This window comes from Candidatus Omnitrophota bacterium (assembly GCA_040755155.1).
GTDB lineage: Bacteria > Hinthialibacterota > Hinthialibacteria > Hinthialibacterales > Hinthialibacteraceae > JBFMBP01.
Genome location: JBFMBP010000081.1, coordinates 13,408 through 39,624, shown reverse-complemented (window position 1 = coordinate 39,624; position 26,217 = coordinate 13,408). Strand labels below are relative to the sequence as shown.

The following is a 26,217-nucleotide window of genomic DNA, read 5'->3' as shown; positions in this document are numbered from 1 at the left end:
CTCGCCGCAACGTCGCCAGTTCCGGCCCGCTCTAAAACCAAACCTTGATTTTGTTAATCTTAACAAACGAACCTCCTGCTAAGGAAAACGAATCTTGTTTAACCGAACCATTATTTTTTACAGCCTTCTTCTCCTCATCATCATCCTGGTGGTCTTCAATATCCAAACGGAACGGCCCCGGCAACTGGATTTGAAAGTATTTATGGATATTTTGGATGAAGGCGTCAAATACCAATTGCTGGATGTGGATTTTTATCCTACGAAAATCACCGGCTTCATGGTCGAGAATGGAAAACCGATTCAAGATAAAGTTCCCTTCGAAGTCCAACTCGCCTCGCCCGAACTGGGCGTGAAGGTGTGGGAGAAAATCGACAATTACGCCAAAGCGCATAAAGAATTCTCTTACCGCAGCAAAACGGACAGCAATTGGATTTTTACGATTTTCACCAGCCTATTGCCGATTCTTCTGTTGATCGGCGTGTGGTTCTTCATCTTGCGGCAAATGCAAATCGGCGGCAGCAAGGCCATGTCGTTCGGCAAAAGCCGGGCGCGGCTGAACAGCGAAAATCAATCGAAAATCACCTTCAACGACGTGGCCGGATGCGATGAAGCCAAGGAAGAGTTAGAGGAAGTCGTCGAATTTTTAAAAGATCCTCATAAGTTCCAAAAATTAGGCGGCCGGATTCCACGCGGCGTTCTATTACATGGCCCGCCGGGAACGGGAAAGACCTTATTGGCGCGCGCCGTCGCCGGGGAAGCGAATGTTCCCTTCTTCAGCATCAGCGGCTCCGATTTCGTGGAAATGTTCGTCGGCGTGGGCGCTTCGCGGGTGCGCGATCTGTTCGAACAGGGGAAAAAACATTCGCCGTGCATCATCTTCATGGACGAAATCGACGCCGTGGGGCGCCAGCGCTTCGCGGGCGTAGGCGGCGGTCATGACGAACGGGAACAGACGCTGAACCAGCTGCTCGTCGAGATGGACGGCTTCAATACCAACGAGGACGTGATCCTGATTGCGGCCACCAACCGTCCCGACGTTCTCGATCCCGCCTTGCTGCGCCCTGGACGCTTCGACCGGCAAGTCATCATCGACCTGCCGGACCTGAACGGACGTGAAGGGATTTTAAAAGTTCATACCCGCAATATCGTGTTAGCCAAGGACACGGATATGCACGTGCTGGCGCGGCGGACGCCGGGATTTTCCGGCGCAGATATCTACAATTGCGTCAACGAAGCCGCTCTGCTGGCGGCGCGGAAAAACCGTGATTGCGTACAAATGGAGGACTTCGAAGAAGCCATCGAACGCGTTACCGCCGGTCCCGAACGCAAAAGCCGCGCGATTACGGACAAAGAGAAAAAGATCGTCGCCTATCACGAAGGAGGACACGCTCTCGTGGGTCTCGACATGGACGAAATCGATCCCGTGCACAAAGTATCGATTCTGCCGCGAGGCCGGGCGCTAGGCTACACCATGCACCTTCCTATTGAGGACCGCTATCTCACCACCCGCAATGAATTAATGGCGCGGATGGTAACCTTGCTGGGCGGCCGCGTGGCGGAAGACATCGTCTTCGGCGACGTCACCACCGGAGCGCAGAACGATCTGGAGCGCGTTACCGACATCGCCCATAAAATGGTCTGCCAATTCGGCATGAGCGACAAACTGGGTCCGCTGACCTTCGGATTGAACGAAAATCAGATTTTCTTGGGGAGAGATTTTTATAAAGACCGGGAATACAGCGAAGAGATCGCCTTCGAGATCGACAAAGAAGTACGGCAGATCGTCGACGAATGCTACCACCGCGCCAAGCGGGTTCTGGATGAAAACCGCGACATGCTGGACGCTTTAGCCAACGCCTTGCTGGAACGAGAAGTACTCAGCGCGGACGAAGTGAAAGAACTCCGGAAAAATACAATTGAATCTCGCGCGAAAATCCCCGGCGTGGAGAAAAAACCGGAGGCGGCGCCGGAGGAGAAGAAGAGAGAAGTCGCGATTCCCGATCCGCCGAAAATACTGGAATCCCTCTCTCCTGAAACGGCTTAGAAATTGTAGGGTGGCTCGAGCGAAGCGAACCCCGCCAACTTGGGTTAAACAAGCGTTTCGCCTGTATGCTTGATATAATCCGCGTACCGCGGGCGGGATGTTCTCCTGAAACGCTTCGAAAATCATTGAGCGGGAAAAGCGAAGCAAGCCCCACAAATATCTCTATCCACGCATCACTGGCCACTGGCCATTGATCGCTGTTTATTAAGATAAGCGGCTTTATTCATACGGTATGGCCGTAAATCCTCGAATGGCGTCATCCTAACAAACGATATTCTCCGTTTCATTCCCAAATGATGGAACGGATAAGCCGAGGTCTATCCGCCGAAAACGAAAGGAACGCCGTTCCATGTCCCGCCTATGGCGATGCCGCCATCGCTCATTCGAATGGGGGAGACGAACGCTGATCATGGGCATATTAAATGTTACGCCCGACTCGTTCAGCGACGGCGGACGCTATTTCGAAGCGAAGCGCGCCATCGAACGCGCTTACCAATTGGCGGAAGAAGGGGCGGACATTATCGATGTCGGGGGCGAATCGTCGCGGCCTGGCGCGGAGGCTGTTTCCGAGGAAGAAGAGCTTCGGCGCGTCTTTCCCGTCATCCGGGAAGCGGCGGGAAAGGGCGGCCTTTGCGTCTCCATCGATACGGTCAAATACGCCGTGGCGGCAAAGGCTGTAGAGGCGGGCGCGGCGATCGTCAACGATATATCCGGCTTGCAAAACGAATCTCGGCTGGCGGATTTAGCGGCGGAGTCTGGGGCCGGATTAATTTTAATGCACATGCGCGGTAACCCGCGCACGATGCAATCGTTAACAGAATACTGCGATCTCGCGGGAGAAATTCGCTCGTTCTTCGAAAGACAGGTCCAAGAAGCGCAAAAAGCCGGAGTGGAGAGCGGCCAAATCGTTCTCGATCCCGGCATCGGATTCGGGAAGACAGCCCAGCAAAACCTTTCGATCCTTAGCCGATTGGAACGCATTCGGTTGACGGGATACCCATTGTTGATCGGCGTATCCCGCAAATCTTTTATTGGAATCACGACGGGAAAAGAGACGGAAGATCGCCTCATGGGAACGATCGGCGCCGCCGTAGCGGGCATCATGAACGGCGCCGATATCGTACGGGTGCACGATGCGGCCGCCATGCGGGACGCGGCGGCGATGGCGGACGCCATTCGGCGGGAATCGTTAACGAACGGCGAATCGCAATAAGGTTCATTTTCATGTGGATAAAAGTATTCGGACAGGAAGCGCCCTACGCTATAACGGAAATCGTCATTCTTTGGGCGATGGTATACTTGCTGCTGAAATCCGTTCGCGGCACCCGGGCGATGCACGTCGTCCAGTTTATGGTTCTGCTGCTCCTTTTATCCTATTTGTGCCGCACTATGAACCTGGCTACTATCTATTGGGTTTTAACTTCCGCGCAATTGCCTTGTTTCATTGGACTGGTAATTCTTTACGCCCCCGAGCTGAGGCGGGCAGTGACGGAAATGACGCGCACGAGTTTCTTTCAGCGATCCCGCAACCAGGATGATCCGATTTGCGCCGAAGCCGCCCAGGCGGCGCAAGTTCTCTCCAAACGGCATATCGGAGCCTTGATCGTTTTCGAGCGCTATTCCAGCCTGCAAGGCTTCATCGATACTGGCATCCGAATGGATAGCTACGTCTCCTCCGAATTGTTAGTAACGATTTTTTCACCTTTGACTCCGCTGCATGACGGCGCCGTCATTCTGCGAAATGGACGAGTCGCCGCCGCCGCTTGTCTTCTGCCCTTGAGCGAGCGGGAACAGATCGATTCCAGCTGGGGAATGCGCCATCGGGCGGCCTTGGGTCTGGCCGAGGAAACGGACGCCGTCGTCGTCATCGTCTCGGAAGAGACCGGCGGCGTATCGCTGGCGATCAACGGACGAATTACGCGCCAAATCGACGTGGAGCGCTTCCCATCGATTTTAACCAATGTGCTTAAGAAAAGAGGCAGTTCATGAGCCGGTTGACATCGAACCTGGGTTTGAAGTTCGCCGCGTTGCTGTTGGCCGTGGGCATGGTCTGGTTGAAAGGACAGGATCGCATTAATCGCCGTACGTTGACGGATGTTCCCGTCACGGTGGAAAATTTGCCCCATTTCTATTATCTTCCCGATCGCTGGATATCTCCGCAGGCGCGCGTTACGATTCTGGGCGCAAGAAATTCCCTGGAACTGATTCGTCCCGATCTTTCCAGTTTCCGCATCGATCTCTCCAAGTTCGCGCCGCCGGAGGACGGCTCTCCGTTGAACGTGATTTTGACGAACGAGATGTTCCGTACGAACCTGGAGCCGCGTGACCGGGCGCGGATTTCCATCTTGGAAGACAGCATCGCTCCAAGCCAGGCGACGATAAGCGTCGCCTATTGGGATTTGGCGGAAACCCAACCGAATTTCGAAACCGCCGATTCCGCCAAAATCGCGATCCCGCTCTTGCGCGTTCGAAAACTGCTGGCCGTGGAAGCGCCGCGCATGGGAACGCCTCCCGAAGGCTACGATTTGAAGAGCCTTGTCATCGATCCCGATAAAATCGCCTTCACCGGCGACCGGGCGGCCTTGAGCCGCATCCAATCCGTATCGACCGTGAGTTTGAACATGAGTTTGATTTCCCCCAATACGCCCCCCATCTTTTTGCCATTGGAACGGATGGAAAAAGGGATTGACATCCATCCGGCGCAGGAGAACATACGGGGAGTTACCGTTACGTTGAAATTGGAAAAAAAGGGAAAATGATATGCCGAAACTCTCTCTGAACATCGATCATATCGCCACGCTGCGCCAGGCGCGCGATACGCCTTATCCCGATCCGGTGGACGCCGCCGTCCTCGCTCAATTGGGCGGCGCCGACGGGATCACCGTGCATCCGCGCGAAGACCGGCGGCATATTCAAGACCGGGATGTGGAGCTGCTGCGGCGGATGCTTCAGGTTCCTCTGACCTTGGAAATGGCCTTGACCAACGAAATGGCCGATCTGGCCTTGGCGATTCAACCTCACGCCTGCACGCTAGTACCGGAGTTGCGGCAAGAACGAACGACGGAAAGCGGCCTGCAAACCGCCGGACGGGAGAAGATTCTGCAGCCGAATATCCAAAAATTGCTGGATGCGGGCATCCTCGTGAGCATCTTCATCGACGCCAAGGCGGAAGAGATCGCGGCGGCGCACTCGCTGGGCGTCCAGTTCGTCGAGATTCATACGGGACCCTACTCCCTCGCCTCAACGCCGAAAGAGGAAGACAAAGAGTTCGCCATCGTCGTCAAGGCCGCTGAACAAGCCGAAAAATTAGGATTGAACGTCAATGCCGGCCACGGCCTGCATTATCGCAATACGGCGCGCATAGCCGCCCTGCCGCAAATCCAATGGCTTCATACTGGCCATAGCATCATATCTTACGCAACATTGGTAGGTATGGAGCGCGCCGTGCGCGAGATGAAAACGCTCATCGATCACGCCGCCGAGAGAAGACGCGCTTGATTCTACGATGAAAAATTCATTGAAAATATTGCCTTCCTTGTTATCGGCGCCCTTTGGCCGTCTCGAAGAATCGCTGCGTTCGCTGGAAGCGGCGGGAGCGGATGTTTTTCACTTCGACGTCATGGACGGCCATTTCGTTCCCAACCTGACGATGGGGCCTTTGCTAATCGAAAACTTGCAGCCCTTAATCCAAAGCCAGTTCGACGTCCATTTGATGGTAACCAATCCCGACGAGCAAATTCCCTGGTTCGATTTCCCCTCCGTGCGCAGCATTTCATTTCACATCGAAGCGCCTGTGGATGCGGCCAACGTCTTGGAAATCATCCGAGAACGCATGAAAAAAACGGGGATTGTAATTAATCCTCCAACAAAAATGGAAGCCCTTGGATCCTGCCTCGAAAAAGTGGATCAAGTTTTGGTTATGACGGTGAATCCCGGATTCGGCGGCCAGAAATTCCACCCCGAAGTCCTGCCCAAAATCGAATGGCTGGCGAAACGCCGGGAACAATTAAGCGCCCAGTTCCTCATCCAAGTGGATGGCGGCATCGGGGAAGAGACGATCCGGCAGGCGCTTCAAGCTGGAGCGCAAGAATTTGTGGCGGGATATTCCATCTTCGGCAAGGAGAACGCTCCCGAAGCCTTTCGCAATTTGTCCCGGCTTGTTGGGGATTGAAGCGCCGCTTTTTCCAGGCGCCCGCTGGGGGACGCCCCTACAGGTCCAAAATCCATCCAATCTCGAAAAATTGTTCCGATTCCAGTGGTAATTTGTCCAACAAAATATTACAATGAACATTCAAGGAATTGGAAAAACCTTATCAAGGAGCCATCGGCCCCATGGCTGCCATGAATCGGGAACAAATCGTTCAATATATCAAGAATCTTGAGCAGAAGGTCAAGCAGTATCAAGTCATGCTCAAGAAGCGCGATCAAGAGATTCTGGATTTACGAAACCAGTTGGTAGATATTGCAGCGAACGGCCCATCCCAAACCGTAAAAGCCATCTTAGAAGAGATGGCATCGCCCGAACCCGTAAAGAAACAAGCCGTCGTCACGCCCACGATTCCGCCCAAAGTCAAACCGTTGGAGGAACGCTCCGCCACATTCGTCAAAAAGGCGGCGCCGGGAATCGATGAGAAAGTTAAAGAGGCCATACGAGCCAAAAAAGAAGAGCCGCCGCCTCCAGTTATCAAAGAAACGCCGCCTCCCGGCGCCGAAGAGACTCCAGCGGAGACGCCGGAGGAAGAAGGACCCATCATAGAAGCAGCCCAAATCCCGCAACCGCCCCAAACCGTTATTCATTACAAAGCAGGCGCCTTTTTAAGCGCCGTGCTGGACGGCGAGGAAGAAGCGGACGAAATCAAGTCGCTGCTTCAAAATCTGGATACCTGCGAAAAAGAGCAGCGGCGCAATATCTTGCTTTCTTTGACCAGCGTTTTCTGGCGGATGGTCGCCAATATGGCTAAACGCCAGGCGAGCGAAAATTTAATCTGGGAAAAACGCTTAGCCATGCGGTACGGCATGTTGGACGAAAAATTGATGGCGGACCGCATGGACATTTGGAATCAACTCTACCTGGATAAAAGCAAGCCGGAGGACACTGGCATGTATTTCGTCGACGAATGGTTCGACGAAATCGCTCGGGGGCGGATAAAATACAGCACCATCGACGAATATTCGCTCGACGGCGTCAAGCCCGATCCGAAGGCGACGGGCGCTTTGGCGTTGAAATACGAAATCATCAATGTGCCGCAAATGCAAAGGATGTGCGTCGGAGCGAGAGCGAATACGGTGGCGATCTTAACGCAGGAATATTGCGCTCCTAGCCGCGAAAATCCCATTATAAACCGCGCCTGGTTGAAAGAGGCGTTGAAGTTCGTCGTTAGCTGCGATTACCAGATGTTTCAGAAAAAATACAAAGGGGACGACGTCGATTTGCAGCCTTTATTCATCATCTGTCCGGGGTATGGGCAGAGATCGGGATGCTGGGAACCGTGGAGTCCGGGAATGAAAGGGCGAAGCGGAGCGCGCATTTGCATCTGCGCCTTTCCCCCACGGTCCAGCATCAGGGCGTTAATAACGGGCATCTCCGATTACCGTTGGGAATACGCCAAGACCGACGCCATGCACTACTGGCTCTCGGAAGGCCTTACCGGCAAATGGATCGCTCTGTTTTCCACCAAAGAGCAAAGGCAGGACCTTAAAGCCGTTTTTATGGATAATTATTATCATTGGGTCGCTAATGAAGCGCGAAGGATTCCCAAATTGGATAAACGATTCCGCGAATTTTTCTGGCACAATACGCCCTTCGGCGACGAGATCAAGCAAACCCTCAAAGGCGGCGGCATGTTTGGACGGTTGATTGAACTGGAAGAATCGAAAAAGAAGCGGGATGAGGAAGAACGCATTGAAATCGAACGCATCACGGCGGAACGAGAAGCGCGGAAAGCCGCCCGGAAAGCCAAACTGGATGGCGGCGGCTCCTGAACGGGAGGCGTATAATGGAACTGTTTTTCATTCGGCATGGGATCGCTATCGATCGGGAAGATCCCAACATCGCTTCCGATGAGGAACGGCGGTTGACGAAAGACGGCATCGAAAAAATGGAGCAAACCGCCAAAGGATTGGCGCGGATCGTCGCCGGTCTGGACGAAATATTCTCCAGTCCTTATGCGCGGGCCAAACAGACGGCGGAGATCGTTGCCAAAGCTTTTAAACCAAAACCGCCCATCTCTTTGGTTTCCGGCATGGCGCCGGGCATGACGCTGGAAATATTGGAAGGATGCGCCGAGAAGCATTCTGCCGGCGCCAGCCTCGCCTTTGTCGGACATGAACCCGATATGAGCCGGATGATATCCCTTCTGGTTACAGGTGGCGATCATTGCGGATTCGATATGAAAAAGGGCGCCGTCGCCTGCGTTGGCGTGGAAAGCCAAGCGGCGTTGGGAGCGGGCGTTCTATTGTGGCTGTTGCAGCCCAAACATTTGCGAAAGATCTGTTGATCCGCCGGAGATTCGCATTCTCCAGGACGCGCATTTCTAATTCTATTGGTTAACGCCTATCTCCGGTTCCATGATTTTATCTTCTTTGCTTGTACGAAATTTCCGCATGATCGAGGAAGCCGTTCTGACGCTCGGCCCCGGAATCCAACTTTTTCTCGGCGCCAACGCGCAGGGAAAAACCAGCCTGATCGAAGCCATCCTTTTTCTCTCCACATCCACTTCCCACCGCACCCGCAGGGAAGAAGAATTGATACGCTGGGGGAGCGAAACGGCATTCCTGCGCGGAGAGGCGGAGGAAGAGAGCGTAAAAGAACGCATCGAGTGCGGATTGGAAAAAAAACGGAAATCGGTCAAAATCGACGGAGCGGCGCTGCCGCGCATCGGAGATTTGTACGGCCATTTGCGCACGGTGTTATTCGCGCCGGAGGATTTGGAGATCGTGGCGGGGGGGCCGCAGATGCGGCGGCGTTTTCTCGACATGTCCATCGCCCAGATCGACCGGGAGTATATTGCGCTGTTGCAAAAATTCCGGCGGACGCTGGAGCAGCGCAACGCGGTTTTGAAACGGCTGCAGAACGATCCTCATGGAAGCGGAATGCGGGAATTGGCGGTTTGGGATCGCCCCTTTCTCGAATACGCCGCTCAGATCGTTCATCGGCGGGGCGAAACCGTGCGCAATCTGGGACCTCTAGCGGAAGAATTCTACGCCGGATTGGCGGATGACGGTCCCTTGGGATTGGCTTATCCCCCCGGCGAGGAAGCAAACGTTGAAGATATCGCAAAGAGAATGGCGGAACGGCTGGAGCGTTCGCGAATGGCGGAAATCGAGCGCGGCAGTTCCCAAATCGGGCCGCATCGGGACGATCCCGCCCTCTCACTTAAAGGAAAAAATCTGGCCCAATTCGGATCGCAAGGACAAAAACGGACGGCGGCCTTGGCGCTGCGCCTGGCGGAAGCCCGCCTATGCGCCGCCAAGACGGGACGCCGGCCGATTCTGTTGATCGACGATGTGGTCTATGAAATGGACAACCGCCGCCGCGCCCGATTTTGGGAGCGGATCGACCTCGACGGCCAACTCATCGTAACGGCCACCAGCCGCGAACATCTTGGCGCGGAATTGATCCCGGCGAAAATTTTTCAGGTGAACGATGGAACGATATGCGCTGATTGAACGGGATGGAGTCGTCAATGTCCTGCAGGATGAGCCGGTGAGGACGCTTGATCGCTTGATTCTATTGCCTTTCGTTATCGAAGCGTTTCATACTCTGCGGGAAAACGGAATTAAAGCGGTTATAGTAACCTGTCAGGAACCGCTCGCCAATGGAGAAATAACGGCGGGCGCCTTAGACGAAATTCATGGGCGAATGCGAATAATGATCGAAGAGGGATACGGCAAAATCGAGGATATTATGGTTTGCCCCAGTCTTTATGCGGATTGGGAGCGTTGCCGCTTCCCCAAACCGAGGCTATTGCATGTCGCCGCCGCCAAACATGGCTTCAAACTGCAGGACGTTTTTTTCATTTGCAGCGGTTGGGAGAGCATGCAAGCTGGATGGGCGGCCGGATGCAAAACGGCATTTGTGAAAACCGGCAAGCCTTTCCACGCCTTGCAAGCGCTCAAAACGTCCGAACGCCAGCCGGATATCATCCAACGCGATCTTTTATCTGCCGTCATCCGCATCATCCGCCTTTATAGCGCAGACGGTCGATGAAAATCGTCATTTCGCGGGAAGATCGAGATTGATTTCGATGTTCTCGATATGCAGAAAATCTTTCAATCTTTTTTCTTCCGCCGCCTTTTTTTCCTTCGCTCCCGTCTTGTCGTAAAGCGCCATTAAGTGGGCGGATACTGCCGGGTCTTCGGGGAATTGTTCTCTCATCGATTCCGTCATCCTCAGCGCTTCTTTGATTTTGCCTTGCAAATACATAATGCGCATTAACGCCAAGGCGTAGCGCGGATTCTCCGGACTTTTTTGGACGACGGCATCCAAAGCTTTCGCCGCCGGGTCCAACCGCTTCTGCCGAAAATCGAAATCCGCGCTGAGGAATAGAAATTGGGCGGAATCTTTGCCTAACGGTTGGATGGAATCGAAATATTTCTTCGCCCGATCCGCCTTTTCGTTTTGAACGATCCAGCGGGCGAAAGCGAGTTGCATGGGAACGGCGAGCGGCGATTTTTCTTGGGCGATAGTTTCTCTCCGTTTAAGAAAATCCTTGTCGTCAGTCTTATTGTCGCGCCTTTTTTTGGTAGCGTTCGAATTCAAGCGAGCATATTCTTCGCCTAACGCGATCGCTTGCTCCGCTTCTTTGGAATACGTCGGATTAAGCGAATCGGGGTAGGCGGCGAGACAAATTCCTTCCATCAATTCTTCGCTGGCGTAAAGATGAGGATCGGATGGCGTAACGTTTTCGGCGTAAAAAAGTCCTCGGCCGGGATCCGCCCCTACAATCAGACATGGACCGATCATATTATTGCCCGCAAACATATCTCCCTGGCAAAAAACCACCGGTATTTTCTGTTTCAAAAATTCCAATACCGCGTCGGAACTTCCAATAAAAGGAACGATGCGATAACGGGTCCACGTCAAAAGAGCGGCTAGAAATTCGTTAAACTGAAGCCCCCGGCGAGGATTGACTCCCAATTGTGCGCAAACCGTGGAGAATTCCACATTGTCGCCCCAATAATTTCCGATTTCGGAGAAGACGAAAGGCGCTGAGTAATTGGCGAATTGGGACATCAACGGCGAGAGGCGAATCGGATATAGAATATCGGTTTTGTCTTTGGAATAGGAAGAATTTAAAAAACGTTTGGCGACGAACGCTTGATAGGATTGGGGAAATTGTTTATCCAATTCGGCGTAATAGGTCTTTGCTTGCGCCTCGTCTCCCAGACGGTAGGAAAGGTCCGCCAATAAGGCGAGCATTCGATAAGGGCGGAATTCGGGGTGGTTTTTTGCGATCGTTTTCAGCGTTTCGAGAGCGTCGCCGATTTTGCCGAAGCGGCGTTGAAACGCCGCCAGGGTGAAGCGTTCCCAAACGTAGTTGGCAGGCTTGTCTTTTACCAGTTCTTCCAAAATATTAATGGCGCTGACGGCGTTGTAGTCGAGAAGATTCATATAGGACTTGGCCAGCGGATCGATTCCCTCCAAGGAAGCGTATCGGCTTTGTTTTTCATCTCGTACGGAAGCGATAATTTTTTTTAGTTCTTCGCTGGGGGGAAGCATTCCGGCAACGGCGACCCGGACATCGGGGATTCGATTGGCTTTCTCGGTATATTTTTCCGCATCGCCAATTTTTCCCTGGACCTTGCGAACCATAGCGAATGCGCTGTAAAACTCGCGGTTTGGTTCGACCATAGCCTCGAATTTTTCCAGAATACGGACAGCCGTATCCACCTCATTGATCCGCACGGCGGTAGTAGCCGTGTTCGCCAAGAGATAGGGATCTTCATATAGAAAAGGCTCTAATCGCGCCAACTGCTGCCGAGCTGCATCATCGTTCCTATTTGCAATGAAATACAAAACCTTTAAATAAAGCATCCCAGCGTTGTTGGGACTCTTTTTGAGCTGGTTGTCGATGATTTGGCCTGCTTTCTCCGTCTCGCCGTTCACAATGTAAATTTTCGCCAAATCGAAAGTAATCCAGTCTTCCAGAATAGGGTCGCCCAATTTGTCCTTAGCCAGGGTAAGCAACTGTTCCGCTTCTCTCATGCGTTTAATCCTGGCGGTCAGATATCCGATGACGTATTGAGAATAGGGGCTGACCTTGCGTTGGGCGAGATCGACGAACAACACGGCGTAACAGGAGGGCATATCGTCGGATTTCAGCGCCATCACGGCGAGGGAAGGATGAGGATTTTTGTTCTCTTTATTTTCCAAATAAGCATGAATCTTGGCGAGGGCGTCGTTGCGTTTTCCCCGATCGATCAGTTGTGCGTACTCGTGAAAATTTTTGTCGAACGGTTTGACGGGATCGTTCTGACAGGCCGATTTTATATTGGGGGGAATTGAAGCGTAAAATTCCAGGCAAATTTTGCGCGCCTGTTCGGAAAAAGAAGGCTTTCCCATTTTTTCGAGCCGATCGATCACTTCCGCCGCCAGTTTCACGCGTTCATCGTAATTCACCGAAGAAGAAACTATGCGGTTTAACGCTTCCACCAATTCCTGACTCGACAAGTCCGATTGTTTAGGGCTTTCCTCCACTGCGCCTATCGAGGAAAAACTTGCTATTATGAAAGCCAAAAAAAGATAGAATGACGGAAACGCCCTAATCGATTTATTTGCGGAATTCATCGGATGCCGGATTAACCTCATCGCCTTCTGCATTCTTCCAGCTCGCATGGCTTTGTTCAAACAACCATTTTTCCAAAGATTGGGGCAAACGTCGCCCTTCTCCATTCGTCGTCCCATAACGCTATAATAACGTTTCGCCTTGTTACTCTCATGTTGTGGCGCTAACGGCAAACGGAAACGCATCCTTTAAGGCGCCCTGTTTCTTTCCCCAAGCGAAAGTTCCCCCATTAAGACAAAATGATCCTTAACCGAAAAGAAATCAAGGGATCGAGAGACCGTATTCCCGCATAACCTTTATCAATTTGTCTTCGTTTTCCCGTTGCAGGGGAACCATTGGCAGACGCAATTCTCCACAATGAGGAAGACCGTATTCCGGGTTGCGGCTAAGAAGATTGACGGCGGTTTTGATGGGAGCAGGATTGGTTTCGACGAATAGAATTTTGTTAAGCGCGGCCATCCGCCGATGAAGCCGCAAGGCTTCCGCAAAATCCCCTCGCAGAAAAGCGTGAACCAAGGCGCGCACGTCTTTGGGAATGATATTGGCGGAGACGGAGATGACGCCCGCGCCGCCGACGGCTAGAATCGGCAGCGTCAATCCGTCGTCGCCCGACCAAACCTTGAAGCCTTCCGGCGCGCGCCGGGCGATTTCCGATATTTGTCCCAGATCGCCGCTGGCTTCCTTAACGCCGATAATTCTTTTTTCCTGAGCGAGTTCTACGATGGTATCGACGGAAATATTGACGCCGGTGCGGCTTTGAATGTTATAAGGGACCTGTGGGATATCCACTTCGCGGGCGATGGTTCGGTAATGTTGCAACAATCCTTGTTGGGTAGGCTTGTTGTAGTAGGGAGAGATGAGCAAGGCAACATCTGCGCCCAAATCTTTGGCGGCTTGCGTCAGATCCAAAGCTTCCTTGGTATTGTTGCTGCCCGAACCCGCCATCAGCAGAGGATAGCGGTTGCCTCCGCGAACGGATCGGACGTATTGGGCGGCATGGCCGATGATGTCTTTATGTTCCTGGTGGCTGAGCGTAGCGGACTCGCCCGTTGTGCCGCAGACCAGGATGCATTCGGTTTCGGCTTTCGCATGGAAATCGATCAGTCTTTCCAAAGCGATATAATCGACCGCTCCATTGTGGAATGGGGCGATCAAGGCGACGGCGGAACCTTCAAACATAGCGGAACACCTTCCTATTATTATATTTTTATATAAAAATAAACCGCGAGCGAACAAAAAACAAAAACACTTTTAATGTACTTAACCAGGAGGCTAGGACGGGGATGAACTTTTTAGGATTATATGACGATGTCATCGTAAAAAATCCCTCCTGCCTCTGTCAACCAATCCTTCGTCAAGATATAATTCACTTTATGAAAAAAGCGAAAGAATTGAAATTGCGTTGCAACAATTTATCGCTTGCAAACGATGCCAATCGTTTCTTTTTGTTGTTGTATCCAAGGCCATAATGAACTCTCGATCCAAACTGAATCTCATAGAAAATATCGAAAAGCCAGATTTATTTCGTAACGCAAAAATATTGGTCGTTGATGACGATCAAGTAATTTGCTGCGTTGTCTCCGATTTCCTTAAGCAATTGAATGCTCAAGTCTTATGGACGGATCGGTCCGAGACGGCGGCGCAATGGATTCAGGAACAAGAATTCGATGCAATATTATCCGATATTTATATGCCCGTACTGAAAGGGCACGATTTGCTCGCCATCGCCTTGGAGTATCTTCCTTTAACTCCGGTCGTCCTCATGACCGGCCGTCCTACCCTCGATAATAGCATCGATGCGATCCGTTTGGGAGCGTACGATTATCTAATCAAACCTTTTAACCTAGACATTTTGAAGGTTACGCTCAACCGTGCTCTTAATTACCGCCGCCTTTCCATCGACAACCGCGATTATCAGATCGACCTGGAAAAGAGAGTCGAAGCGCGGACCAAGGAATTGAGCGATTTTTTGTTTCACTCCGTGCAATCGCTTTCTCTGGCTCTGGAAGCGAGGGATCCTTACACGGAAGGCCACGGCCAACGGGTTGCCGAATTCGTAATCCATCTCGCCATAGAATTAGGCGTCGGCGAAGAACATTTTCAAACGCTTCGCCTCGCTTGCCAGTTGCATGACATCGGAAAGATCGGCATTCCCGACTCTATCCTCTTAAAAAAGGATAAGTTATCGCCGATCGAATACGATATCATGAAGGATCACGTATTTATTGGTTATAAAATCCTTTCGCCAATCCCATCCCTCAAAGAAGTAAGCCGTTACGTCTACGAACACCACGAACGGATGAATGGAACCGGCTATCCTCGAGGCTTATCCAAAAACGAGATTCATCCCCATAGCCGAATGCTGATGGTGGCGGAGGTATGCGACGCCTTGGCGACGAAACGGAATTACAAGCCCGCCTGGCCTATCCAAGATATCATCCATTATTTTCAGGAAAACGCCGACGCCGTATACGACGGCGAAGTCGTCAAGGCGCTGATCTCCATTCTTAAACGCGAAGGCGAGCGAATTATCGAGATGTTCCAGTTCAAAGCGTATTGATGAAGCGTTCGATCCGTTGGATGGCTTCCTGAATATCTTCGAAAGAAGCGGCGTAGGAACAACGGATATGCCCCTCGCCGCACTTGCCAAAAGCCGGCCCCGGCACCACGGCGACGTTTTCTTTCTCCAGAAGCCGTTCTGCGAATTGTTGAGACGAGAGACCCGTCGAGCGGATGGAAGGAAAGACGTAAAAAGCGCCTTTCGGCGATAAGCAATCCAATCCGATTCGATTGAAATGATGGACGATGTAGCGTCGGCGGGCATCGTATTCCTTTCTCATCCGCTCGACTTCGTCGTCGCCGTGGCGCAAGGCTTCCACGGCGGCTTCCTGAGCCGTCGTAGGAGCGCACATGATGGAATACTGATGAATCTTGGTCATCGCCGCGATGAAATCGGAAGGTCCGGCAGCGAAGCCCAATCGCCATCCCGTCATAGCCCACGCTTTGGAAAAGCCACCTAAAAGAATCAACCGGTCCCGGATTTCGGGGATGGACGTAAAGGTTGCGGGGCGTCCTTCATAACTCAATTCCATGTAAATCTCGTCGCTGATTAGCGTAAGATCATGCCGCAAAACGAAATCGGCGATTTCTTCCGCTTGCGATTGGTTCAACGCCGCGCCGGTGGGATTGTTGGGATAATTGACGATGATCGCCCTCGTTTTCGGCGAAACCGCTTTTTCCAAATCCTCCAACCGGGGCAGGAATTGATTCTCGATCGAAGAAGGAACGCAAACGGGCGTTCCTCCGGCCAACGCCGCCAGCGGCGCATAAGAGACGAAGGAAGGATCGAGAACGATAGCCTCATCCCCCGGCTCCAAGAGGCTGCGGAAAGCGAGGTCTAAGGCTTCGCTGCCGCCAACCGTAATAATGAATTCCTTGGCGGGATCGTAAACGGCGTTGAATTTTCTTTGCAGATAAACAGCGAGTTCTTCCCGCAGTTGAGGCGTTCCGCTGTTGGAAGTATACGACGTATGCCCTCGTTCAAGGGAATAGATGCCCGCCTCGCAGATATGCCAGGGAGTGCTGAAATCGGGTTCGCCGACTCCCAGAGAAACCACGCCGGGTTTGCCCGCCACCAAGTCGAAGAAAACCCGGATGCCCGAAGGAGGGAGTTCAAGAACTTGCCGGTTGACGCGAGGACGCGGCTCCGGCGCGGAATGGATGGGGGTGGGATAGGTTGCCATGTTCGCCTCATTTTATGGAGTAACGGGTATGCGATCCCGTTTTTCGTGTTCGACCAGGATCATGCCCGACTCTTTGTATTTTTTCAATAAAAAGTGAGATGCGGTGGATCGGACGTTGGATAACGTCGCCAGCTTGTCGATGACGAAATCGGCGATCTCCCGCACGGTTTTTCCTTCGATGACCACCAGCAAATCGTAGCCGCCGGAGACAAGAAAGACGGATTGCACTTCCGGAAAACGATAGATGCGCTCCGCGATTTTGTCGAAGCCGTACCCTTTTTCCGGTTGCACGGAGACTTCGATCAAACAAGCCGCCTTATCTTCCAAAGCTCGTTCGGGATTCACGATCGCTTTATAGGCAAGAATGATTCCCTCTTTTTCCATCTGCTTGATTTCTTCGGCGACTTTCGCTTCCTCTTCCCCCACCATGACGGCGATATCGGCGGGGAGGATGCGGGCGTCTCGTTCGAGAATTTCGAGGATTTTGGCGCGCAAGGGCATAGCGTTCTCGCTTTCCATACAAGAATTGAACCGTTATCTATCGATTCCGCCGCCGCGGTCCGAAGCAGGAAAGGCGCGCGGCGGCCGCCGAGCGCTTTTTTTAATCAAGGGAGAAATAAACGAGGCAGAACCAACGGAGTATCCGTTGCGATAAAAAAGACCAGCCCGGCTTTATCTAATACCGCCAGGAGACAAAACAGCCCCGGCGGAACGATAAATAGAGAATGATAGAGAGAATGGAACCGATAGGCAACGCCTATAGGAGGATTATCCTTCAAAATGAATGAAATTTCTTTTTCCGTCTTTCCAGCCGAAACTGACGATCGTTCCCTGCATTCCCCTGGCGCGGCATTCCCGTTGATAGGATTCGTGCAAGTGGCCGTGGATAATCAGATCGATGCCGGTCGCGACAATCTGTTCGTAAGCGCGATGGGGAATTCGGAGTGTTTCCTGGCTTTTGCCCGCTACGATCGCCGCGCTGGTTTGCGACATTTTCCGCGCCAGGCTGCGCCGCAGGGAGGCGGGAAGGCGATCGGCCGCCAACCGCATCCAAGAAGACCGGATCAATGATTTATAAAATTGATACGCCCAATCGTTCCAGCATAATTCATCTCCATGCCCGATATAAACGGAGCGGCCTCCGATATCGATCACAGCGGGATTGGAGAGAACTTCGATCCAGGATTGTTCGTCGAAATAATGGGAAGCGAGAAAATCCCGATTCCCTTCCAGAAAGAAAAGTTCGATTCCTTGATCCGCCCATCGCTTCAGGCGGGAGAGAAAAGCCCGATAGCGCTCCTCGATGAATTCTTTATCGTTAATCCAATAGTGAAAAATATCCCCCAACAGAAAAATCCGCTTCGCGTCATCGGGGATTTCGCCGAACAGCGCATCGATCTCTTCGCATTGGCCGCCGGGATGATGGAGATCGGCGAAAAAGACGCTGCGGCCGCGATGAACGGAAGCCATCGCCGCCTCTTTCGATCGGGAAGAAAGAGAGGAATCGAGCGAAAGGTTCTTATCGGAACATGATTCTTGACAATCCATGTCATTCCTAAACAAGCAAGAGAAATAAAAGAGAGCGGAATTTTTTTTCCGCTCTCTCGGTCAATTCTAAAATCACTAGGCAATCGTTGGCGGAATCAGAAACCGCCCATCATGCCCCCGCCCATCATGCCGCCGCCAAAGCCGCCCATCATGCCGCCGCCCATGCCGCCGCCCATGCCGCCGAAGCTGCCGCCCATGCCGCCGCCTTGGAAGCCGCCGAATCCGCCAGCGGCGGATTGCCGATCAAGACGCCGGCGTCGGTAATCTTCCACTCGCTGCAAGCGTTCCTGGCGTTGCTGCATATAGATTTCCTGTTTGGCGAAAACGAGTTGCCTTTCCAACGTGCGCGTCCGCACTCTTTGCCAAATTCGCTCATTGATTGATTTCGGCCTCGTCCATCCGACGTATTCCGCCAAGGTCGTGTTTTCCGCGCCTTCGAAATCAAGCCCCAGATCGGCTACCGGAATTAATGCGATAATACCCATATCTCCCAGCGCCTGCCCGGCGAGTTGTTGGCGGTATTGAAAATCGATCATGCGGTCGATCTCGTCTCTCGTAAGTTTTTCGGAACGAAATTGCGGCGACTGGGCTTTTCCAAAAATATCCCGCCATTCCGTCTCCAATTCTTTGATGCGATCAAGGATATTTTGACAAAAATCTTCCATTTTCTTATATTCGCTATTGGAAGCCGCAGCTTGTTTGTAGCCCTGAAGCGCCATTTGAATTTGACGGTTGCGCAATGCCAAAAAGGCTTGATTGGCTTGGGCCATATTCGTATCGAAGCTGCCGCCGCCGCTGGATGCGCTCGTTGACGCTTCCCCAGCCGGAGCGGCGGGAGGCAAAACGTTCGTCGAAGCGTCTGCATTCGCCGCTGCATCCGTTTCTTCCGCCGTAACCGTGGCGCTGGCGGCATCCGGCGCATTCGTTGCATCCTGGGCGCCAGCCGCTTCATTATTTGCGCTCGCGTTATCTTGAGAAAAAGCGATGGGCGAAACGAATAATAAGAAAAACGCTAAAATAACCGGCGCTAATTTCATTTCTTCTCTCCTGTTCGTTTTCGGTTTATTGATACTCGTACATAATACAATTATAGTAAGGCTAAAATTAGGGCGTCAAGTTTTTGGGGTAAATAATCCATGCCGCCATACCTTCAGAAATCAGGGATATGTATAGCTATCACCAATGATATCAAATTGATACGAGAAAAAACATCATGGCGATCACTCCTCAAAAAATTGATGTAATAATTTCTGCGCTTCAAAACGAATCCGGAAGAAAAATTCTATTCCCCCATTATGGAAGCGATTTTTCGCTTGTCAGCCGCCGCGCCTCTTTATTGGGGAAGACGGTCTCCTTTTTTCGCCAAACCTATCCTGATAAAAAGGAATTATATCTTCTGCGCGTTCCCGCCCGCATCAATCTTATGGGGGTGCATATCGATCACCGGGGAGGATGGTGCAATTACGTCCCCATCGCCAGAGAGACTTTTTTTTGTTTTTCGCCAAGGCAAGAGGACCGAATCTCAGCGAATAACATCGATCCGCATTACCATGACGTCGCTTTTTCGATGGGGCAAGAAATTCCACCGGAGCAGCGGGGAAACTGGCTGCAATTCCTGCAATCGGCTTCTCTTACGCGCGGGGATTGGGGCAACTACCTCAAGGCGGGCGCGTTAAAACTCCAAGATCGCTTCGCCGATATGTCCTTGCGGGGCATCGATGCGACGATCGGAGGAGATATACCTCCCGGCTCGGGCTTATCCTCCTCATCGAGCCTCGTCGTAGGGATAACGATGGCTCTTCAGCAGGCAAACCGGCTTACTCTATCCAACGCCGAGTTGGTGGATATCTGTGGAAGCGGGGAATGGTACGTGGGGACGCGGGGCGGGGCGGGAGATCATTCCGCCATGCTTTTGGGGGAAAGAAACTGCGTCGCTCATACTGGTTTTATGCCATTGACCTGCCAGCATTATCCATTTCCGGAAGGATATAATGTCATTTTAGCCCATTGCGGCAAAGAGGCGGCCAAGGCGTCCGGCGCGCGTAAAACTTTCAACGCCCGCATTGCCGCCTACGAAATCGCCTTTCTGCTTTTCCGGGAACAACATCCCGCCTGGCGGGAACGTCTTCATTATTTGCGCGATATCTCGCCTGAAGCGTTGGATGCCGGATGGGAGGAGATTTACCAAGCCCTCAAAGAGATTCCTCTCAAAGCCAGCCGGAATCAACTCTTAAAATCTTATCCCGCTCTGGAAGAGGATTTCGATCGCATATTCAATCTCTATGGAGAGACGGAAGATTTGCCGTTGCGCGAAGTTCTATTATTCGGCATTGCGGAATGCGACCGCGCCAAGCGCTTTCCGCAACTCTTGCGCGAGGGGAAGATCGGCGAAGCGGGCGAATTGATGTATATCTCCCACGACGGCGACCGCGTATCGGTTTGGAAGAACGGCATTTCGCGGCCTTATCGCTTCGATGCGGGGGACGAACGAATCGACGAATGGGCGGAAAGCGCCCGGCGTTCGCTGGATGATTTCCGCCAGGCCGCCGCCTATCGGCCGGGAGGCTATCGTTGCAGCATCCCCGAATTGGATCGGATGGTGGATCGCTGCCGCGAGCTGGAAGGAGTGGCGGGAGCGGGTTTGACGGGAGCAGGGCTGGGAGGCTCGATCCTGGCGTTGACCAAAGAAGAATACGCGAAAAAAACCGCTGAAGAATTGAAGGCGCTTATCGCTTCCTGGACGGAAGGGGAGCCGCTAGTGGAAATCTGCCAGCCCGCCGCCGGAGCGGGGTATATTGAAATTCCCTAGCCATCGAGAATGGAATGGATTTTTATAGTAGAATAGTTACAAAAATATATCCATTTATCAAAACAAAGATTCAATCGACGCCGCAAGGAGAGAAAATGAACAGAAAATCATTCAACGCTTTTACCTTAATCGAACTGTTGATCGTGGTAGCGATCATCGGGATATTGGCGGCCATCGCCGTCCCCAATTTCATCAATGCGCAAACGCGAGCCAAAATCGCGCGGGTGCAAGGCGATTTTAAAGCCTACGGTACGGCGATGGAAATCTATATCCTCGATTGCGGCGCGGCGCCGTGGGACAGTCCTTCACCGGCGGGCGATCACGGCTGGGCTTCCAGCCTCTCGCGGCTGACGACGCCGATTTCGTACATGACGGCTCTCGTACCCGACGTATTCCAGGCGGAAGACGTAAAAGCAGCATTGACGAAATCCCATTTCGTCGGCGGCAATCTTTCCTACGATTACACGACGATCTATTTTAACGGCGGCGTACAGACTCCTTCGGCGATTTGGAAATTTCTCTTCGGCAAATCGCTATGGCGCCTATGCAGCGCCGGGCCGGACAAGGCGCTGACGAACGTATCGGGCCGCGAATGGTTGGCGCCGCCCTACAACGCCTCCAACGGCCTGGTCTCTCCCGGCGACATCACCTACTCTCAGGAGAGTTTTTTGAATAAGTAGGAAGTGCGAATACGGACTGCGAAGGACTTAATAGCATGGCGGCGGCATTAAGTAGATTAACCATAAAAGGCTTTAAGTCGATTCAGTCGCTGGAGAATTTCGAACTGACGAACCTGAACGTTTTCATAGGCGGCAACGGCGCGGGGAAGAGTAACTTCATAGATTTCTTCCGCATGTTGCACGCTATGATGGAATTGCCTTTGCCCGAGCTGCCACTTGCAAGTCTACAGGCTTATCTAGAAGACGGCGGCGGCATTGACGATTTTCTTTTTAACGGTCCCAAAATAACAAAACAGATCGAAGTAAAGATGTATTTCGGCGCTAACGGCTATCGCTTCAAACTCGTTCCCACGGCTGATGAAGCATACTTAATTAATGATGAAGCAAGATACTTTGAAGGCGGTTCTACGGGGTGGTGGGAATTAGGCAGCGGTCATTCCACTCCAAAATTGCTAGAAGAAGTAAAAAAAACTAAGTACCCCAAAGTACCATACTATGTTTTTGATTCTATTTCCGAGTGGAAAATTTATCATTTTCATGACACCAGCAAATTCGCTGCGATGCGCCGCTCTGAAACGATCGCCGATAACGAATATTTGCGGTTTGATGCGGCGAATATCGCGCCCTTCCTCCTTTATTTAAAAAACAATAAATCCGATTCGTATGAACAAATCGTTGATACGATTCGTTTGGCCGCTCCGTTTTTTGACGATTTTAAATTAAAACCAAACGGTCAAGAGAAAGTAAAACTCCTTTGGCATCAAAAGGGTTCCGACTATCCACTTAAACCGCACCATTTATCTGATGGTACGCTTCGATTTATCTGCCTTACGACGGCTCTTTTGCAACCTAATCTGCTATCAACAATCATTATCGACGAACCGGAACTTGGCTTGCATCCCTACGCCATCGAAATTCTGGCGGAAGTCATACGCGCCGCTTCCAAGAAAACGCAAGTCATTATATCCACGCAGTCCGCCGCTCTCGTCGATTGCTTCGAACAGGAAAATATCATTGTCGTTAACCGCGAAAAGGGAGCCTCCACATTTAAGCGGCTAAATCAAGAAGAACTTGCATTATGGCTTGAAGACTATTCGCTGGGCGACCTCTGGCGCAAGAACATCATCGCCGGAGGACCTGCCCATGAGTAGCATCGAGATATTCATCGTAGTGGAAGGGCAAACCGATAATTTTCAACTTTTCTTAAACCGCTTAAGAACGATTTCATAATCCTTAATCTTGCGGTAGAGCGTGGCCTGGCTCAGGTGGAGGCCGGTTGCGGCTTTGGCTACGTTTCCATTGACGATGCGCAGGGCTTTTTCGATGGCTTGTTTCTCGTAAACCTCTACAGGGACGATGCCGTCTTCGGAATGGGACATTGCAACTTCTTCTTCTCCAAAATCTTTAGAAACCGACGGCGTTTTCGCCTTGGCGCGCACCGGTTCGGGAAGCATTTCCCATTCCAGGCGTTCCCCCGTATTCAAAACCACCGCTTGTTGAATGCAATTCTGCAATTCCCGCACGTTGCCGGGCCAGGAGTATTCGCACAAGGCGTTTTCGGCATCCGCGCCGATTTCGTGAAAATTCTTGCCGTTCGTTTGGGCGAATTTCTCCAGGAAATGCGCCGCCAGATCGGGGATGTCTTCCGGCCGTTCGCGCAGAGGAGGAAAGTGGATGTTGACGACGTTTAAGCGGTAATAGAGGTCTTCGCGAAGCTGACCTTGCCGAATGGCTTCCATCGGATCGCGGTTGGTGGCGGAGACGATGCGGATGTCCACGGACAGTTTTTCCTTGCCGCCCACGCGGTAAAAGGCGTGTTCTTCGAGAAAGCGCAGCAGTTTCGGTTGCAGCGCTGCGTTCATTTCCGCGATTTCGTCGAGAAAAAGGGTGGATTTGTCCGCCCGCTCGCATCGCCCGATATAGCGCTCATTGGCGCCGGTGAAGGCGTTGCGTTCATGGCCGAACAATTCGCTTTCCAGCAGGTCTTTGGGAATGGCGGAGCAATTCACGTCGATCAGTTCCTGCCCGGCGCGGGGGGACAGTTGATGGATCGCTTGGGCGGCGAGTTCCTTGCCGGTTCCGCTTTCGCCAGTTATCAAAACCGGCGCCTTGCTGGAAGCGACGTTCTCAATAATGCGATAAATCACCTGCATTTCGGGGCTGCCGCCGAGGAGGCCGCAGAGGCCGCTTTTCTTGGATCGTTCCAACTTGGCGACTTTACGTTTAAGGGCGAACCATTCGACGGCGTTCTTGACGGAAACCGCGAGGCGGTTGAAATCGATGGGCTTGGGAGAAAAATCGTGAGCGCCTTTGCGCATGGCGTCCACCGCTCGTTCGATGCTGCTATGGGCGGTGATGATAATTACCGGCAAATCGGGCGCGGTTTCGTGCACTTCCTGGATAAAGGCGATGCCGTTGCCGTCGGGAAGGTTAAAATCCATAAGCACCGCATCGAAATCGTCTTCAAGCAACGCCGTCCGCATCCCGGCTCCGCTCGACTCGCAATGCGTGCGATACCCCAATTTTCCTAAGTGCATTTCCAATAATCTAAGTATGGAGTCATCGTCATCCACGATAAGAATTTTCGGCGGCATCGTTCACCCCAGGCGGAATCATCGAATCAGGATTTTTTTATTATATCATAACGATTGTTTTTTATGATGCGCGATCCGCTCTTCGGCGTTAATATAAATCGCCATCCTTTTCTTTGCCATCCGCTGTGGATATTGTCCCGCGCCGTTCTCTTTTGCTATAGTAAGTTCCGAATCCAAAGGGAGAGAAGGAGAATCTCATGACGAAGCGATACGCTCTTGGAATCGATTTTGGCACCGAATCGGGCCGCGCTCTACTGGTTGACATAGAAACCGGCGCCGAAGCGGCCACGCAGGTTTATGCTTACGCCCGCGGCGTAATGGACGAAACCTTGCCCGACGGAACCGCGCTGGAACCGGACTGGGCGCTGCAAGACCCGGACGATTGGATTCAAACTATGAAAATCACCGTCCCCGCCGTCATGATAGCGGTGGGCGCATCCCCCGAAGATGTGATCGGCATCGGCGTCGATTTCACTTCCTGCACCGTGCTTCCCGTGGACGCGAATGGTGCGCCTCTATGCCGCCAATTCCCCCATCGCCCTCATGCCTGGCCTAAATTGTGGAAACATCACGCCGCTCAGCCGGAAGCCGACCGGATAACTCAGGCGATCAAGAATATGGGTGATCCCATCCTGGAACGTTACGGCGGCAAGATGTCTTCCGAATGGATCTTTCCCAAAATCTTCCAAGCGCTTGACGAAGACGAAGCGATGTACGACGCGGCGGCGCGCTTCATCGAAGGCGGCGACTGGATCGTCGAGCAGCTGTGCGGGCAAGAAGCGCGCAGTTCCTGCATGGCCGGGTATAAGGGAATGTGGGATATGGACGAGGGATTCTTGAAACAGGAAATCCTCGCTGCGCTGCATCCCAAACTTGGCCAAATCATCGGAACGAAATTGACAAAGGATATCCGTTCTCTGGGCGGCAAGGCGGGAGAACTGACGAAAGCGGCGGCTCAACTCATGGGCCTCAAAGCGGGAACCGCCGTCGGCGTCGCCATCATCGATGCGCACGCCGCCGTGCCGGGAACGGGAGTGACGGAGCCGGGGAAGATGCTGATGGTTATGGGTACGTCTACCTGCCATATGTTGCTCTCCGATAAAAAAATGAAAGTGGATGGGATGTGCGGCTGCGTAAGGGATGGAATTCTACCCGGATTTTACGGCTACGAAGCGGGACAGCCCGCCACCGGCGACATCTTCGCTTGGTATATGGAGCATTGCGCGCCGCATTCCGTCTACGAGGAAGCGCAGAAGCGCGGCCTCTCTCCCCACCAGGTTTTAGAGGAACGAGCGGTCAAACTAGCGCCCGGCCAAAGCGGATTGATCGCGCTGGATTGGTGGAACGGAAACCGCTCGGTCTTAGTAGATGCGGAACTTTCCGGCTTGCTCTTGGGCATGTCCCTCACTACCAAGCCCGAAGAGATTTACCTGGCGCTTATCGAAGCCACCGCCTTCGGCACGCGAAGGATTATCGACGCTTTCGAGGAATCCGGCATCGCCATCGCCGAACTGTACGCATGCGGCGGCTTGCCGAAACGCAACCGGCTGCTCATGCAAGTCTATTCCGACGTAACGGGTCGCGCCATTCATATCGCCGATTCGGCGGAAACCTGCGCTTTGGGCGCCGCGATTCTAGGCGCCGTCGCCGCCGGAGCGGCGCAAGGGGGATACGATTCGCCCCAGGAAGCGGCGCAAAAAATGGCGCGCTTGCAACGCAATGCCTTCACGCCCTCGGCGGAACGGCATAAACAATATTCGGCGATTTATAGCGAATATCTAAAGCTGTACGACTACTTCGGACGGGGCGCCAATAACGTCATGAAACAGTTGCGGGCTATGCGGCAGAGACTTTGAGACTGTGGGACTGTGGACGGGGTGGCAAGGGCAAGGCGTCAGCCTGCCCTTGAGTAATTCAAAGGCAGACTTCGTCTTGCCTTTGCCACCCCGTCTGTCTCCCCGTCTCCCTGTCTCCCCGTCTCCCTGTCTCCCCGTCCCACAGTCGCCTTTTCC

The 26,217-nt window shown here is 52.6% G+C and carries 22 protein-coding genes; 15 read left to right on the top strand and 7 right to left on the bottom strand.

Features of this window, described 5'->3' with window-relative positions:
• Nucleotides 1-94: 94 nt before the first annotated feature.
• From ftsH to AB1656_11160, 10 genes are all read left to right on the top strand, one after another.
• Nucleotides 95-2,044: an ATP-dependent zinc metalloprotease FtsH gene (gene ftsH, locus AB1656_11205; protein MEW6235946.1), complete on the top strand. Its 1,950-nt coding sequence runs from the start codon at nucleotides 95-97 to the stop codon at nucleotides 2,042-2,044.
• A gap of 409 nt (nucleotides 2,045-2,453) precedes the next feature.
• Nucleotides 2,454-3,257: a dihydropteroate synthase gene (gene folP / locus AB1656_11200; protein MEW6235945.1), complete on the top strand. Its 804-nt coding sequence runs from the start codon at nucleotides 2,454-2,456 to the stop codon at nucleotides 3,255-3,257.
• An 11-nt stretch (nucleotides 3,258-3,268) separates the two neighbouring features.
• The gene (gene cdaA / locus AB1656_11195; protein ID MEW6235944.1) at nucleotides 3,269-4,033 is read left to right on the top strand and encodes a diadenylate cyclase CdaA; all 765 of its coding nucleotides are present in this window, start codon (nucleotides 3,269-3,271) and stop codon (nucleotides 4,031-4,033) included.
• Nucleotides 4,030-4,803: a YbbR-like domain-containing protein gene (locus AB1656_11190; protein MEW6235943.1), complete on the top strand. Its 774-nt coding sequence runs from the start codon at nucleotides 4,030-4,032 to the stop codon at nucleotides 4,801-4,803. Before cdaA ends, AB1656_11190 begins: the two co-directional genes overlap by 4 nt.
• 1 nt (nucleotide 4,804) lies before the next feature.
• The gene (locus AB1656_11185) at nucleotides 4,805-5,542 is read left to right on the top strand and encodes a pyridoxine 5'-phosphate synthase (GenBank protein MEW6235942.1); all 738 of its coding nucleotides are present in this window, start codon (nucleotides 4,805-4,807) and stop codon (nucleotides 5,540-5,542) included.
• Between the two features lie 19 nt (nucleotides 5,543-5,561).
• Nucleotides 5,562-6,215 carry a ribulose-phosphate 3-epimerase gene (gene rpe, locus AB1656_11180; GenBank protein ID MEW6235941.1) on the top strand — a complete coding sequence of 218 codons (654 nt, stop codon included), beginning with the start codon at nucleotides 5,562-5,564 and terminating at the stop codon, nucleotides 6,213-6,215.
• 161 nt (nucleotides 6,216-6,376) lie between these two features.
• On the top strand, nucleotides 6,377-8,026 hold the full coding sequence (locus AB1656_11175; protein MEW6235940.1) for a hypothetical protein: 1,650 nt from the start codon (nucleotides 6,377-6,379) through the stop codon (nucleotides 8,024-8,026).
• A 14-nt stretch (nucleotides 8,027-8,040) separates the two neighbouring features.
• Nucleotides 8,041-8,541, top strand: a complete 501-nt coding sequence (gene sixA / locus AB1656_11170) for a phosphohistidine phosphatase SixA (protein ID MEW6235939.1) — start codon at nucleotides 8,041-8,043, stop codon at nucleotides 8,539-8,541.
• Between the two features lie 70 nt (nucleotides 8,542-8,611).
• Nucleotides 8,612-9,712, top strand: a complete 1,101-nt coding sequence (gene recF / locus AB1656_11165) for a DNA replication/repair protein RecF (protein ID MEW6235938.1) — start codon at nucleotides 8,612-8,614, stop codon at nucleotides 9,710-9,712.
• Complete coding sequence (locus AB1656_11160) at nucleotides 9,690-10,253, top strand: hypothetical protein (protein ID MEW6235937.1); 564 nt, start codon at nucleotides 9,690-9,692, stop codon at nucleotides 10,251-10,253. The genes recF and AB1656_11160 overlap by 23 nt, the downstream gene beginning before the upstream one ends.
• Nucleotides 10,254-10,259: 6 nt before the next feature.
• On the opposite strand, the gene AB1656_11155 is transcribed toward AB1656_11160, so the two are convergent.
• Both AB1656_11155 and dapA read right to left on the bottom strand, forming a co-directional pair.
• Nucleotides 10,260-12,743 carry a tetratricopeptide repeat protein gene (locus AB1656_11155; GenBank protein MEW6235936.1) on the bottom strand — a complete coding sequence of 828 codons (2,484 nt, stop codon included), beginning with the start codon at nucleotides 12,741-12,743 and terminating at the stop codon, nucleotides 10,260-10,262.
• A 349-nt stretch (nucleotides 12,744-13,092) separates the two neighbouring features.
• On the bottom strand, nucleotides 13,093-14,010 hold the full coding sequence (gene dapA / locus AB1656_11150) for a 4-hydroxy-tetrahydrodipicolinate synthase (protein MEW6235935.1): 918 nt from the start codon (nucleotides 14,008-14,010) through the stop codon (nucleotides 13,093-13,095).
• Nucleotides 14,011-14,299: 289 nt separating this feature from the next.
• Here dapA and AB1656_11145 point away from each other — a divergent pair, with 289 nt between their 5' ends.
• Nucleotides 14,300-15,391, top strand: coding sequence for an HD domain-containing phosphohydrolase (locus AB1656_11145; protein MEW6235934.1), 1,092 nt, complete (start codon nucleotides 14,300-14,302; stop codon nucleotides 15,389-15,391).
• Here AB1656_11145 and AB1656_11140 read toward each other — a convergent pair.
• From AB1656_11140 to AB1656_11125, 4 genes are all read right to left on the bottom strand, one after another.
• The gene (locus AB1656_11140) at nucleotides 15,378-16,574 is read right to left on the bottom strand and encodes an aminotransferase class I/II-fold pyridoxal phosphate-dependent enzyme (GenBank protein ID MEW6235933.1); all 1,197 of its coding nucleotides are present in this window, start codon (nucleotides 16,572-16,574) and stop codon (nucleotides 15,378-15,380) included. The two genes, AB1656_11145 and AB1656_11140, sit on opposite strands and share 14 nt — an antisense overlap.
• 12 nt (nucleotides 16,575-16,586) lie before the next feature.
• Nucleotides 16,587-17,069 (bottom strand): Lrp/AsnC family transcriptional regulator, encoded by a 483-nt coding sequence (locus tag AB1656_11135; GenBank protein MEW6235932.1) that lies wholly within the window; start codon nucleotides 17,067-17,069, stop codon nucleotides 16,587-16,589.
• Nucleotides 17,070-17,342: 273 nt separating this feature from the next.
• Entirely contained in the window at nucleotides 17,343-18,122 is a 780-nt protein-coding gene (locus tag AB1656_11130) for a UDP-2,3-diacylglucosamine diphosphatase (protein MEW6235931.1), read from the bottom strand.
• 95 nt (nucleotides 18,123-18,217) lie between these two features.
• Nucleotides 18,218-19,159 carry a hypothetical protein gene (locus AB1656_11125; GenBank protein MEW6235930.1) on the bottom strand — a complete coding sequence of 314 codons (942 nt, stop codon included), beginning with the start codon at nucleotides 19,157-19,159 and terminating at the stop codon, nucleotides 18,218-18,220.
• A 176-nt stretch (nucleotides 19,160-19,335) separates the two neighbouring features.
• Here AB1656_11125 and AB1656_11120 point away from each other — a divergent pair, with 176 nt between their 5' ends.
• The 3 genes from AB1656_11120 to AB1656_11110 all read left to right on the top strand — a co-directional run bounded on the left by AB1656_11120 (nucleotide 19,336) and on the right by AB1656_11110 (nucleotide 22,762).
• Nucleotides 19,336-20,931: a galactokinase family protein gene (locus AB1656_11120; GenBank protein MEW6235929.1), complete on the top strand. Its 1,596-nt coding sequence runs from the start codon at nucleotides 19,336-19,338 to the stop codon at nucleotides 20,929-20,931.
• 95 nt (nucleotides 20,932-21,026) lie between these two features.
• Entirely contained in the window at nucleotides 21,027-21,611 is a 585-nt protein-coding gene (locus AB1656_11115) for a prepilin-type N-terminal cleavage/methylation domain-containing protein (GenBank protein MEW6235928.1), read from the top strand.
• Nucleotides 21,612-21,646: 35 nt separating this feature from the next.
• Nucleotides 21,647-22,762 carry an AAA family ATPase gene (locus AB1656_11110; GenBank protein MEW6235927.1) on the top strand — a complete coding sequence of 372 codons (1,116 nt, stop codon included), beginning with the start codon at nucleotides 21,647-21,649 and terminating at the stop codon, nucleotides 22,760-22,762.
• Nucleotides 22,763-22,804: 42 nt separating this feature from the next.
• On the opposite strand, the gene AB1656_11105 is transcribed toward AB1656_11110, so the two are convergent.
• The gene (locus AB1656_11105; protein ID MEW6235926.1) at nucleotides 22,805-24,205 is read right to left on the bottom strand and encodes a sigma-54 dependent transcriptional regulator; all 1,401 of its coding nucleotides are present in this window, start codon (nucleotides 24,203-24,205) and stop codon (nucleotides 22,805-22,807) included.
• Nucleotides 24,206-24,402: 197 nt separating this feature from the next.
• Between AB1656_11105 and AB1656_11100 the strand changes: the two genes are divergently transcribed.
• Complete coding sequence (locus tag AB1656_11100) at nucleotides 24,403-26,061, top strand: ribulokinase (GenBank protein MEW6235925.1); 1,659 nt, start codon at nucleotides 24,403-24,405, stop codon at nucleotides 26,059-26,061.
• The last annotated feature ends 156 nt before the right edge of the window (nucleotides 26,062-26,217 follow it).

Bases quoted from the DNA above. Each gene is read 5' to 3' on its own strand.
- AB1656_11125 (MEW6235930.1), bottom strand. From the start codon at position 19,159: ATGAAATTAGCGCCGGTTATTTTAGCGTTTTTCTTATTATTCGTTTCG.
- folP (MEW6235945.1), top strand. From the start codon at position 2,454: ATGGGCATATTAAATGTTACGCCCGACTCGTTCAGCGACGGCGGACGC.
- AB1656_11115 (MEW6235928.1), top strand. From the start codon at position 21,027: ATGAACAGAAAATCATTCAACGCTTTTACCTTAATCGAACTGTTGATC.
- AB1656_11110 (MEW6235927.1), top strand. From the start codon at position 21,647: ATGGCGGCGGCATTAAGTAGATTAACCATAAAAGGCTTTAAGTCGATT.
- AB1656_11175 (MEW6235940.1), top strand. From the start codon at position 6,377: ATGGCTGCCATGAATCGGGAACAAATCGTTCAATATATCAAGAATCTT.
- AB1656_11160 (MEW6235937.1), top strand. From the start codon at position 9,690: ATGGAACGATATGCGCTGATTGAACGGGATGGAGTCGTCAATGTCCTG.
- AB1656_11185 (MEW6235942.1), top strand. From the start codon at position 4,805: ATGCCGAAACTCTCTCTGAACATCGATCATATCGCCACGCTGCGCCAG.
- AB1656_11190 (MEW6235943.1), top strand. From the start codon at position 4,030: ATGAGCCGGTTGACATCGAACCTGGGTTTGAAGTTCGCCGCGTTGCTG.
- AB1656_11100 (MEW6235925.1), top strand. From the start codon at position 24,403: ATGACGAAGCGATACGCTCTTGGAATCGATTTTGGCACCGAATCGGGC.
- AB1656_11105 (MEW6235926.1), bottom strand. From the start codon at position 24,205: ATGCCGCCGAAAATTCTTATCGTGGATGACGATGACTCCATACTTAGA.
- AB1656_11145 (MEW6235934.1), top strand. From the start codon at position 14,300: ATGAACTCTCGATCCAAACTGAATCTCATAGAAAATATCGAAAAGCCA.
- cdaA (MEW6235944.1), top strand. From the start codon at position 3,269: ATGTGGATAAAAGTATTCGGACAGGAAGCGCCCTACGCTATAACGGAA.
- AB1656_11130 (MEW6235931.1), bottom strand. From the start codon at position 18,122: ATGGATTGTCAAGAATCATGTTCCGATAAGAACCTTTCGCTCGATTCC.
- AB1656_11140 (MEW6235933.1), bottom strand. From the start codon at position 16,574: ATGGCAACCTATCCCACCCCCATCCATTCCGCGCCGGAGCCGCGTCCT.
- AB1656_11120 (MEW6235929.1), top strand. From the start codon at position 19,336: ATGGCGATCACTCCTCAAAAAATTGATGTAATAATTTCTGCGCTTCAA.
- sixA (MEW6235939.1), top strand. From the start codon at position 8,041: ATGGAACTGTTTTTCATTCGGCATGGGATCGCTATCGATCGGGAAGAT.
- recF (MEW6235938.1), top strand. From the start codon at position 8,612: ATGATTTTATCTTCTTTGCTTGTACGAAATTTCCGCATGATCGAGGAA.
- dapA (MEW6235935.1), bottom strand. From the start codon at position 14,010: ATGTTTGAAGGTTCCGCCGTCGCCTTGATCGCCCCATTCCACAATGGA.